The following is an 11,852-nucleotide window of genomic DNA, read 5'->3' as shown; positions in this document are numbered from 1 at the left end:
TGTTCGGGGGACCCCCTGGGTTCTTGTCCGGCGGGTCTCAAAGGACCGGGGAAGATCCGCCGGACAGGACCCAATTCCTCTGCGCCGCCTAGTTCTTCCGCACCGCGTAGGCGGCGACCGACCAGAGGGAGTAGCCGAAGCGGGTGGCGCGCTCGACGCCCTGAACGCGGATGAACCGGGTGTCCGGGGCGTCCATGCCGATCGACTCCCGGCCGCCCTTCCCGTGGGCCACCGTCGCCGCGTCGCGCCAGGTGCGGCCGTCCTTGGAGACCTGGACGCGGTAGCGGGAGGCGTACGCGTCCTGCCAGGTCAGCTCCAGGCGGCCGATCCGGGCCGGGTGGGCCAGCTCCAGCTGGAGCCAGGCGCCGTCCTCGGCCGGGGAGGACCAGCGGGTGTCCGCCTTGCCGTCGATCGCGGCGGACGCCGGGAAATCGGCGGTCTCATCGCCGGACGAGGTCGCCTTCGTTCCCTCCGCACGGGCCAGGTCCGGGCCGCCGGTGTGCGGATGCGCCCTTACGGTCAGCATGCGCTCCTCGGACCCGAAGCGGACCGGGAGGGAGTAGCTGCCCGGCTTGGTGCCCTTGGCCACCGATATCTCCAGCCGGGCGGTCGCCGTACCGCCGCGCGGGGCCGTCACCCCGTCGGGGGCGCGGACGGTGATGCCGCGCGGCGCCTTCACCGTGAGGTCGCCGTTCACATCGCCGGGGCGGTGGGAGACCAGCTGGGCCTCGACCACGGCCGCGTCGCCGCCTATCTGCGCGTCCGCCGTCTTGTGGGACAGCGTGAGCCCGGCGTCCGGGGTGTCGCCGAACCAGGGCGTGATCTCGTGCACGGCCGGCGGGGTGGTGCCCTCCGGCCAGCTGAGCCGGATCGCGTCCGCCGACAGGTTCTTGTCCCCGTCCGCCGCCCTGACCTGGGTGAACCCGCTGCCGGAGAGGGAGCCGATGCGGCGCCAGCCCTCGCCTGGGACATGCGCCTCGACGGTGCCCGGCGCGGCGTCCTGGACCCGTGCGGTGAGCGCGGAGACGGAGGCGAGCGGACGGCTGCGGCCGAAGCGCACGGTGACCGGGCGGCCGGGCGAGGACACCTCGGTGGCCGCCTTACCGTCGGCGGCCGCGCGGTCCGCCTCGCCGGTCCGCAGCCCCAGCTTCGGGGTCCGGTCCACGCCCGACCAGGCGTCCGCCCGGACCAGGGCCTTGGCGAGGAAGGGGTCGAGGACGCCCTTGCCGACCGTGACCCGGCTGTCCCCGATCCGCTCGCGCAGCGCCTCCACCGCGAGCTGGGCCTTCCAGGCCGCCGCCCCGTCGCCGCGCGCCTGGGCGGTGAGCATGTCCACGGCCCGCACCCCCGCGTCGCCGTACCGGCTCAGCTGGTCGAGCCAGGGCCGCACATCGTCGCCCAGCGTGCGGGCGAGCCGCTCGGGGGCGTCACGCATCGTCGTGAAGGCCCCGCGCAGCCGGTCGGCCGCGCGCTCCAGCCGCTCCACGTCCGTGCCGCCCAGGGCCGTCCAGAACGCGTCGACGAGCGGGCGCAGATACGCGGACTCGTCGCCGCCGAGCACCGAGGAGGCGTCGTTCCCGGCGAGGGCGCGCAGGGCGGCGCGGGTCTTGGCGTCGGGCCCGGCGAGGTCGTCGATGGCCGCCTGCCAGGACTCCTGGGGGCGGTAGCCGCGCGGGTTCCAGGCGAAGTCGGCGGCGGTGAACAGCGGGATCCGGGAGGCGGTCGGCTGCTCCATGGCGTTGGCCAGCAGCGCGGCGGACTGGGTGGCCACCGCCGGGTCGCGGCCGGTGTACGGGCCGAGGAAGATCCGGTCCTGCGCCCAGTCGTTGACCGGGTAGTTGTCCATGGTGACCAGGCGGTGGCCGAACGCCGACCGGGCACCGGCCAGCTCACCGCCGGTGATGGTCCTGGGCACCACCCCGACGCCGGTCCAGGCGACCTCCACGCGCTGGTCGAGCGCCCCGGCCAGCGCGCGCCGGAACTCGGTGTCGCCGTCCTGGTAGTACTCGGTCGGCATCAGGGACAGCGGGGCCGAGCCGGGGTAGCGCTCGGCCAGGTGGCCGGCGAGGGCGTTGGCCACCTTGGCCTGCGCGGTGGCGGCGGCCTCCGGGCCGGAGCCGAATTCATCGGCGTCGGCGCCGCAGTGCCACTCGCTGTAGCTCACGTCCTGGAACTGGAGCTGGAAGGAGCGCACCCCGAGCGCCCACATGGCGTCGACCTTCCGCAGCAGCGCCTTGAGGTCCTTCGAGGACGAGAAGCACATCTCCTGGCCGGGGGAGACCGCCCAGCCGAGGGTCACATGGTTGGCCCGGGCGCGGGTGGCCAGCTCGCGGAACTCCTCGCGCCGCTCGGCCGGGTAGGGATCGCGCCAGCGGGCCTGCCGGTAGGTGTCGTCGCCGGGCGCGTAGAGATAGCGGTTCTGCTTGGTGTGGCCCATGAAGTCGAGCTGGGCCAGCCGGTCGCGGTGCGACCACGGGGAGCCGTAGAACCCCTCCGTCGTCCCCCTTACGGCCGTCGCGGGCCAGTCGCGGACGGTCACCCCGGCGAAGGCCGAGCCCCGGCCCTCCCGCTTCACCAGCAGCTGGCGCAGGGTCTGGACGGCGTGGAAGAGCCCGTCCGTACCGACGCCGGACAGCGCGACCGTGGGATGCCCGTCCACCGGGCCCGTGGCCAGGAGATAGCCGCCGGAGGGGAGGTCGCCGCGCTCGGGCGCGCGCAGGGCGCGCAGCGCGTTCGTGGCGCCCTTACCGCCGACATGAACCACCAGCCCGCGCGCCGGGGCCTTGCCGCCGGGCGTGGCCTCGTTGACGGTGCGCACCCCGGCGTCGTGCAGCAGGCCGCGCAGCGCGTCCAGGGCGTACGGATCGGCGTCGCCGTCGGCTATGAGCGTGGCCTCGTCCCCCAGGGCCACCTCCGGCCCCTGCGCCCGCAGCGACTGGGGGCGCGGCCATACGGGCGGTATGCCCTCGCTGCTGTCGCGCTCCGGTGTGGCGGCGCCCGGGGCGCCGTGGTCCACCGGTGCCGCGGTGGCCGCCGGGGCACCGCCGAGCAGCCCCCCGATGACCGCGGCGGCCATGGCCGTCGCGCCCGCTGCCCTGGGCCTCTTCCCCCCGAACTGCACGGGCCTCTCCTCGATCCAGATAGCCGGTCCCCGTGAATATGGCGCCGATAGGCGTGAGCCCACCACCAGGCCGGTGAGGGTGTCAACGCGAACGTCCGAAGTGTCGGCATTGACGCGTGCGCCGCGCCTCGGGCGCCTGGCGCCGGGCCACGGGCGGCCCGCGCCGGGCGCGGCACGCCCGGCGCAAGTCTGACGGATGAAGGGCGGTCCTGTTCGTAAACTCTGTGCCCCCGATCCCTTCACGCAGTGAAATCGCCGCCCAGAAGGGGTGTGACCTACAGCACGTCCGGGGGGCGTTTACGTCTGCGCCCGTCCGGAGTGGGTAGGGCTCGGGATGACCCACTGCCGACAACACGGAGGTCCGTGTGGCCGCGTCAGCTCAACTCCTGCTCTCCGCCCTGTCCAAACCCGGCCCCGAGGCGTCCAGTGAGCCGGATCCCTTCGACGGGGTCTCCGACCCCGACTGCGGACTGTGCGGCCTGGACGGCTTCGGGTCCGGAAGCGCCACCGAGGCGCCCCTCACCAGTGAGCCTCCGCTCGCCGACAACATCCCCCTGACCAGCGAGCCTCCGCTCGCCGCCGAACCTCCCCTGACGAGTGAGCCGACCGCCGTCCTCTCCGGCGCGGGCGCGGGCTGCGGGCCGATGGAGTACTGATGGGCAGAGCGCGGCTCGCCGAGCTGCACGGTGTCGCCACGTCCTACGACCCCGCCCCGGGTCGCACCGTCCAGGTGCCCGAGGACACCGTGGTCGCTGTGCTCGCCGCGCTCGGCGTGGACGCCTCGACCCCCCGATCCGTACGCGAAGCGCTGGACCGGTATGACGCCCGGCGGCGCGACCGGCTGCTGCCCCCCTGTGTGGTGCTGCGCCCCGGCAAGGCGCCCCGGCTGAGCCTGCCCGAGGGCACGGCGCTGCGGGTGTGCCCCGAGGACGGCGCACCGCGCCCGTGGGGGCGGGCGGCCGACGGGTCCTTACCGGCCGATGGCACCCTGACGGCCGATGGCACCCTGACGGAGGGCGCCCGCGAGGGCGGTGCCCTGGACGTCGCCCTTACGAATGGCGCCACCGCCGATGGCCCCCTTACCGCGCTCGCCGCGCTGCCGCCCGGCGCCCACACCCTGCTCGCCGAGGCCCCCGACGGCCGCCGCGCCACCGCCCCCCTCATCGTGGCCCCCGACCGGATGCCGCTGTCCCCGGTCCGCAGCCACGGCTTCCTGGTGCAGCTCTACTCGCTGCTCTCCGCACGCTCCTGGGGCATGGGCGACCTCGGCGACCTGGCCGATCTGGCCGCCTGGTCGGGGCGGGCGCTCGGCGCCGGCTTCGTCCAGATCAACCCGCTGCACGCCGCCGTGCCCGGCACCCCGGCCGCGCCCACCGACCCCTCGCCGTACCGCCCCTCCTCGCGGCGCTTCCCCGACCCGGTCCATCTGCGGATCGAGGACGTGCCCGAATACGCCCAGCTGCGCGGCCGCGCCCGTGAGCGGGCCGATCAGCTGCTGGAGGCGGCCGCCGCGCTCCGTGACTCCGTCCTGCGCGAGGGTGCCCTCATCGACCGGGACGCCGTCTGGGCCCTCAAGCGCGAGGCGCTGGAGCTGGTGCGGACGGTCCCGCTCAGCCCCGGCCGCCGCGCCGCCTACTGCGACTTCCTCGCCGAGCGCGGCCAGGCCCTGGAGGACCACGCGCTGTGGTGCGCGCTCGCCGAGACCCACGGCCCCGAATGGCGCGCCTGGCCCGACGGCCTGGCCGATCCGCGCTCGGCGGGCACCGCCCGGGCGCGGGCCGAGCACCTGGACCGCACCGACTTCCACTGCTGGCTGGCCTGGCTCACCGACACCCAGCTGGCCGCCGCCCAGCGCGCCGCGCGCGAGGCGGGCATGGGCATCGGCCTCGTCCACGATCTGGCGGTCGGGGTCCATCCCTCGGGCGCCGACGCCTGGGCGCTCCAGGACGTCTTCGCCTCCGGCATGTCGATCGGGGCGCCCCCGGACGCCTTCAACTCCCGGGGCCAGGACTGGGGCCTGCCGCCGTGGCGCCCGGACGCCCTCGCGGCCACCGGCTACGCCCCCTACCGCGATCTGCTGAGGGGCCTCTTACGGCACGCGGGCGCGCTCCGTATCGACCATGTGATGGGCCTCTTCCGGCTGTGGTGGGTGCCGGAGGGGCGGGAGCCGACCGAGGGCTGTTACGTCCGCTACGACGCGGAGGCGATGCTCGGCGCGCTCGCCCTGGAGGCGCACCGGGCCGGGGCGGTCGTCATAGGGGAGGACCTGGGGACGGTCGAGCCCGGTGTGCGGGAGGAGCTGGAGCGGCGGGGGGTGCTGGGCACCTCGGTGATGTGGTTCGAGCGGAACTACGACGGGGCGGGCGCCGCGCGGCCGCTGGCGCCGGAGGAGTGGCGGGCGGACTGCCTGGCCACTGTGACGACCCACGATCTGCCGAGCACGGCCGCCCGGCTCACCGGTGACCATGTCGAGCTCCGCCACCGGCTGGGCCTGCTGAGCCGCCCCCTCGCCGAGGAGCGGGCGGCGGACGCGGTCGAGGTCGCCGAGTGGCTGGGGCTGCTGGGGCGGCTCGGGCTGCTGCCGGAGGGGCCGGGCGACGAGGAGGCGGCGGTCAAGGCCGTCCACCGCTTTCTGCTGCGCACGCCGGCGAGGATGGTGGGGGTCTGGCTGCCGGACGCGGTGGGGGACCGCAGGCCGCAGAATCTGCCGGGCACCTGGGATCAGTATCCCAACTGGCGGCTGCCGATCGCCGATGCGGAGGGGCGCCCGATGTCCCTGGAGGAGCTGGTCGCCTCGCCCAGGCTGCGCGCGCTGATGGACGAGGTGGCCCTGCTCGCGGCTCGTCCCTCCGGTGCCCCGGCCTCATAGCCGCTCCGGGGTATCAGGCGGTTCGTGACGCCTGCGGCGGACTCTTCCCCTCCCCGCCCCTCCCCACAACCGGGGCTCCGCCCCGGGCCCCGGTTCGGGGCTCCGCCCCGGGCCCCGGATTGGGGCTCCGCCCCAGTACCCGGAATGGGGTTCCGCCGCCCCTGGCTCCGGAGCAGAGCTCCCCCGCTCCAGGTCCCGGAGCGGGGCTCCGCCCCGGGCCCCGGAGGGGGCTCTGCCGCTCCAGCCTCCGAGTGGGGCTCCGCCTCAGCCTTCGGACCGGGGCTCCGCCCCGGACCCCCGGGGTGCGGGGGCGGAGCCCATGCCGCACCGGGGACACCCCGGAGTGGCTGTGCCGCTCCATAGGTGGGACCTATGCCGTGCGCAGTCTCCCCAGGACGTCTCTTCTCTGGCACGCTGTCATGGACACCGCCATAGAGATCCGATCAATGCCGATCGGAGACCTGGAGGGGACCATGGCCCGACCTCTGGACGGAACGCCCGGCACCCGCGGCACCCGCGGGCGGCGGCGTGCGCTGCTCGCGCTTCGTGCCCTCGCCCTGGCCGCCCTCGCGGCCGCCGCCGTCCCTCCCGCCCCTGCGGAGGCCGCCGCGCAGGCCCCCGGGCGGGCCGCTGCACGGGCCGGATGCGAGGGGCCCGTCACCCCCGCCCCGCAGCAGATCGTCGAGGACTGCGACACCCCCGCCCGCATCGTCGACAAGGCCGCCCACACCGTCCCCACCCCCGGGCAGTGGGCCTGGCAGCAGCGCGAGATCACCGCCTTCACCCACTTCGGCATGAACACCATGACCGGCCGTCAGTGGGGCTCCGGGGCCGAGGACGAGAGGCTCTTCGACCCGCCCGAGCTCGCCATGGACCAGTGGATGCGGGCGTACAAGGCCGCCGGTGCCAAGCAGGTCATGCTCACCGCCAAGCACCACGACGGCTTCGTGCTCTACCCGAGCCGCTACACCGATCACGACGTCGAGGCCAGCCCCTGGTGGATGAAGGGCCCCGGCGGCCGGAATCCCGACGGCGATGTCCTGGGCGCGTACGTCAAGGCCGCCCGTAAGGCGGGACTCAAGGTCGGCGTCTATCTCTCGCCCGCGGACGGCGCCGAGCTGCCGCACGCCTGGCACGCCCAGTGGGTCGAGAAGATCCGCGAGAAGCAGCAGAACGGCGAGGAGCTCTCGCTGCCCGAGCGGATGGCCCTGGAGGACGGCGACCGCGCGCCCGCCGGTCAGGGCCGTTACGGCAACGGCCGCAAGCCCACCGAGCGCACCATCCCCACCCTCGTCCCCGGTGACGACCGTAAGGACAAGGTCGCCTCCGGCGCGCTGCCCAGCTTCCGCTTCGCCGCCGACGACTACGACGCGTACTACCTCAACCAGATCTACGAGATCCTGACGCAGTACGGTCCCGTCGACGAGTTCTGGCTGGACGGCGCCAACCCCTGGGGCGGTGCGGGCGTGACCCAGCACTACAACGTCAGGAACTGGTTCGAGCTGATCCACGCGCTCTCCCCGAATTCGGTGATCTTCCAGGGCGCCCAGGGCGTGCGCTGGGTGGGCAACGAGGACGGCGTCGCCCGCGAGACCGAGTGGTCGGTGACCCCGTCCGCGGTCGACCCGTGGACCGTCATCGGCGGCGGGCTGCCCAATGACTCCACCGACGCCGACATCGGCTCGCGCGCGAAGCTGACCGCGCCGGGCGTGCGCTATCTCCAGTGGTACCCGGCCGAGGCCGATGTCTCGATCCGCCCAGGCTGGTTCCACGACCCCGCGGAGCGGCCCAAGACCCCGGACCAGCTGATGTCGCTGTACGAGCGCAGCGTGGGCCGCAACGCCTCGCTGCTGCTCAACGCGGGGCCCGCCAAGAACGGCCGCATCGACGACGCCGATATGGCCTCCCTTACGGCCTTCGGCAAGGCCGTAAGGGTGACATACGGCACCGGCTCCCGGCCGACGACCGGCCATCCGGTGACCTTCGACCGGGTGCGGCTCGGCGAGGACATCCGCCAGGGGCAGCGGGTGGAGGAGTTCACCGTGCAGGCCCGGGTGGCGGGAACCTGGCGGGACATCGCGTCCGGGACGACCATCGGGGCCCGGCGGATCCTTCCGCTTGCCGCGCCCGTCACCGCGGACGGGCTGCGGATACGCGTCCTCGCCTCCCGCGCCGCGCCACGGCTGCTGCCGCCCACGGTCCACCTCAGCGAGGCGGGCCGCCGCTGAGCCGGCGACCCGGGGGCTGTGTCATGGCCATCACAGCACCGTGTTAAGGCCACCCCGGGCACGCGGCGCCGGGGGGCGTCGGATAACTTGAGTCCGTGAGCAACAAGGTCAAAAAGAACGCCGTGCGCGCCGGTGCAGTCATCGCCGCGACGACGGCGATGCTGCTGATGTCGTCCCCCGCGTTCGCGCTCACCCGCGACGACGGTGACGACCCGGGTCCGGGCCTGAGTGTCGCCGAGACACTGGGCCTCTATGTCGCTGCTCCGATCATCCTGTTCCTGGTGATCGCTGGTCTGGTGATGGCGGGAGACAGGAAGTCCCGTAAGCAGACCGACTGACGCGATCGATCGACGAAGCCCGCACGCCGCTGCGGAGCGCCCCGGCCATCCGGCCGGGGCGCTTTTGTGTGTGCGGGCCGAATCGCCAAGTGGGGGCGTGTCACGCCGAGTTCACCGCGCGCCATCCACCGGCCCTGGCCTGTTTATTTTCGCTTTAACCTACGGTGTCGTAACCTACGGGGCCGTAGGTATAGCCCGTCGCCCCCGTCCCCCTGGAGCCCCCACCGTGACACTCGCCCCTACCCACCGCCACGGTCAGGCCGTCTGGAGCGACACCCAGCTCCTGTACGCACTCGAAGAGGTCGTCGAGACCGAGCTCAACCGGCATCTGAAGGTCGCCAAGGAGTGGATGCCGCACGAGTACGTCCCGTGGAGCGACGGCCGGAACTTCGACGGGATCATGGGCGGTGAGGCATGGGCGCCCGACCAGTCCAAGGTCAGCGATGTCGGCCGGATAGCGCTTGTGGTCAACCTCCTCACCGAGGACAACCTCCCCAGCTACCACCACGAGATCGCGACCCTTTTCGGCCGGGACGGCGCCTGGGGCACCTGGGTGCACCGCTGGACGGCGGAGGAGGGGCGCCACGGCATCGTGATGCGCGACTACCTGCTGACCAGCCGCGCCGTCGACCCGGTGCAGCTGGAGCGGTTCCGCATGGAGCACATGTGCGAGGGGTTCGAATCGGACAACCAGCACAGCATGCTGCACACCGTGGCGTACGTCGCCTTCCAGGAGCTGGCCACCCGCATCTCGCACCGCAACACCGGCCATCACTCCGGCGACCCGGTCTGCGACCGGATGCTGGCGCGCATCGCCACCGATGAGAACCTGCACATGATCTTCTACCGGAACCTGCTCGGGAAGGCGTTCGAGCTGGCCCCCGACCAGACCATGGGCGCCGTCCGCGATGTGGTGGTCAACTTCCGGATGCCGGGCCACGGCATGCCCGGCTTCGAGCGCGCCGCCGCCCAGATCGCCATCGGCGGCATCTACAACCTGCGCATCCACCACGACGACGTCCTCCAGCCCGTGCTGCGCTTCCTGAAGGTCCTGGAGATCGGCGGGCTCGGCCCGGAGGGGCTCAAGGCGCAGGAGGAACTGGGGCTCTACATGGGCGGACTGGACGATCAGGCCGCCAAGTTCGACGAGAAGCGCGAGGCGTTGCTGGCCCGTCGCAGGGCCCGTGCCGAACGGTCGTGATCACTCTGGCACCATCGGGTGATGGTCGAACATTCATCGCAAGATGCGGCGGTGGATCCGGAAGCCGACGCGGCCCGGCTGAGGGCCGCGGCGGCGGCCGGTAAGCCGGGCGCGTACCGGGCCTACGCCGAACTCCTCACCGGCCGGGGCCGTTTGGACGAGGCCCTGCCCTGGTGGGCCAGGGCCGCCGACGCCGGGGACGCGGAGGCCTCGCGCACGCTCGCGATCTGCCATAAGGACCGCGGCGAGTTCGCCGAGGCCGAGCGGTGGTACCGCACGGCCGCCGATCGCGACGGCGGCTGTGCGTTCGGCCTGGCCCGGCTGCTCCAGGAGGCCGGTGACACGGCCGGCGCCGAGCGGTGGTACGAGCACGGGGCCGTGCTCGGCAGCGTCGAGTGCAAGACCAACGGCGCCGTGCTGCTGGCCGCGCGTGGCGAATGGGACACCGCGCTCGCGCGGCTGGCCGAGGCGTCCGCCGAGGGTGACGACGTCGCTGCTCACAGCCGCCGGGCCATCCAGAGCATGCTGAGGGACCTGGACGGCTGGCGCGCGGCCCTCGCCCTGGCGGAGGCCGAGGGCGACCCCGAGGAGGCGTACGAGGCGCTGCGCGAACTGCTCGACCCGGAGCGCAGGGCGATGTTCGAGCGCTACCCCCGGATGGTCGCGGAGGCCGAGGCGCTGTACGCCCGCGCGGCCGCGGTCGGCGGCGCCAAGGCGCTGGTGGACCAGGCCCTCTTCATCGCCCGCGACGACAGCCGCTGGGCCGAGGCCCGCGCCCTCGTCGAACGCGCCCATGAGCGGGGCTACGACGGCGCGGCGTACGTCCTCGGCGTCTGGGCGGAGGAGAACGGCGAACTGCGCACCGCCGAGGAGTGGTACCGCACGGCCGACGCGGCGGACGGCGGCCATATGTGGGCCTGCTTCAACCTCGGGGTGCTGTGTGTGCGGCAGCGGCGGCTGGGGGAGGCGGAGCGGTGGCTGCGGGCGGCGGGGGGCGACGGGGTCGAGGAGAACTCCGACGAGGGCTTCGAGGAGCGCTTCGACGAGGGCGAGGAGCGGATCGCCGCGGCGCTTCGGGACATCGCCGCGATTCGGGCCGACCCTGAGCGGATGCCGCCCGCCGAGTGGGAGGAGCGGCTTCCCGGGCTGCGGGCCCGCGCCGAGGAGGGCGGCCCGGACGCCTGGTTCGCGTACGCCGACGCGCTGGACCGGCTGTACCGGCTCCCGGAGGCCGCCGAGTGGTACCGCAAGGCGGGCACCCCGCGCGCCCTGCTCGCCCTCGGGCGGATGCTGTACGAAGGGGGCGGCGCCAAGGGGCTGCGGATGGTGCCGTACTACGAGCCCGCGGCGGCGGAGGGCGACGCCGGTGCGGCGTATGACATCGGCCGGATCTATGACGAGGCCCGGGACCGGCGCACCGCCCAGATCTGGTTCCGCCGGGCGGCCGACCTGGGGCATGGGCGCGCCGCGTGGTGGCTGGGCTGGACGTCGGAGGAGCGCGGCGGGGATCCGCAGCACGCCGAGCGCTGGTATGTGCGCGCCGCGCGCAGGGGTCTCGTTCCGCCCGCGTTTCTCGCGGGGCGGAGCATGGTGCGGCGGGGGGCGTGTGCGGAGGCGGAGCCGCTGTTGCGGATGGCGTGTGAGGGGGAGCATGCGGAGGCGCCGTACTGGTTGGCGGAGGCGTTGCGGGGGCTGGGGCGCGAGGAGGAAGCGGAACGTTGGCTCCGGGTCGCCGCGTCGGCGTACCCGGACCTCCTCCACCAATACGGCGATATGGCCCGCCTGGCCTTACGCGACCCCAGCTGACCGGTTTGTGGGCAATCGTTCTGCGGGGCGGAACGGGTGGGCACAAACCGGCCACCGGCCGGTACCCGGCAACGAAACCCTGGCCAGGGACGGGCCGACCCGGCGCGGCCCAGCCAGTCCCTGGCTGAGCCATCGCTCCCGGGTGCACCCCGGTGGGTGGGTTGTGCCCACCCGTTCCGCCCCGCGGAACGATTGCCCACAACCTGGAACGCGTTGCCCACAACCAGGTTTCGCGGGGGCGTGGGGGGGGGACGGGCCCGCCCAGCGTCACACCCCGTCCACCCCCCCC

7 protein-coding genes are annotated in these 11,852 nt (G+C 73.8%); 6 read left to right on the top strand and 1 reads right to left on the bottom strand.

All coding sequences use genetic code 11. The features are described 5' to 3' along the window. Window positions 1-88: 88 nt before the first annotated feature. Window positions 89-3,076 (bottom strand): beta-N-acetylglucosaminidase domain-containing protein, encoded by a 2,988-nt coding sequence (locus ACT2CW_RS26865; RefSeq protein ID WP_445518571.1) that lies wholly within the window; start codon window positions 3,074-3,076, stop codon window positions 89-91. 410 nt (window positions 3,077-3,486) lie between these two features. Here ACT2CW_RS26865 and ACT2CW_RS26860 point away from each other — a divergent pair, with 410 nt between their 5' ends. From ACT2CW_RS26860 to ACT2CW_RS26835, 6 genes are all read left to right on the top strand, one after another. After that, window positions 3,487-3,777, top strand: coding sequence for a hypothetical protein (locus ACT2CW_RS26860; protein ID WP_164428804.1), 291 nt, complete (start codon window positions 3,487-3,489; stop codon window positions 3,775-3,777). After that, window positions 3,777-5,990: a 4-alpha-glucanotransferase gene (gene malQ / locus ACT2CW_RS26855; protein ID WP_445518537.1), complete on the top strand. Its 2,214-nt coding sequence runs from the start codon at window positions 3,777-3,779 to the stop codon at window positions 5,988-5,990. Before ACT2CW_RS26860 ends, malQ begins: the two co-directional genes overlap by 1 nt. Before the next feature lie 473 nt (window positions 5,991-6,463). Beyond that, a complete protein-coding gene (locus ACT2CW_RS26850) occupies window positions 6,464-8,218 on the top strand; it encodes an alpha-L-fucosidase (protein WP_445518536.1) in 1,755 nt (584 codons plus the stop codon). Between the two features lie 95 nt (window positions 8,219-8,313). Beyond that, window positions 8,314-8,556, top strand: a complete 243-nt coding sequence (locus ACT2CW_RS26845) for a hypothetical protein (protein WP_014060726.1) — start codon at window positions 8,314-8,316, stop codon at window positions 8,554-8,556. Between the two features lie 226 nt (window positions 8,557-8,782). Next, window positions 8,783-9,757: an acyl-ACP desaturase gene (locus ACT2CW_RS26840; RefSeq protein WP_164428808.1), complete on the top strand. Its 975-nt coding sequence runs from the start codon at window positions 8,783-8,785 to the stop codon at window positions 9,755-9,757. Between the two features lie 51 nt (window positions 9,758-9,808). Next, the gene (locus ACT2CW_RS26835; RefSeq protein ID WP_445518535.1) at window positions 9,809-11,563 is read left to right on the top strand and encodes an SEL1-like repeat protein; all 1,755 of its coding nucleotides are present in this window, start codon (window positions 9,809-9,811) and stop codon (window positions 11,561-11,563) included. Window positions 11,564-11,852 lie beyond the last annotated feature (289 nt).

The sequence above is a fragment of the Streptomyces sp. NEAU-174 genome (assembly GCF_052665095.1).
Note: the sequence above shows the minus strand (reverse complement) of the source record. Positions and strands in the feature narration are given on the sequence as shown.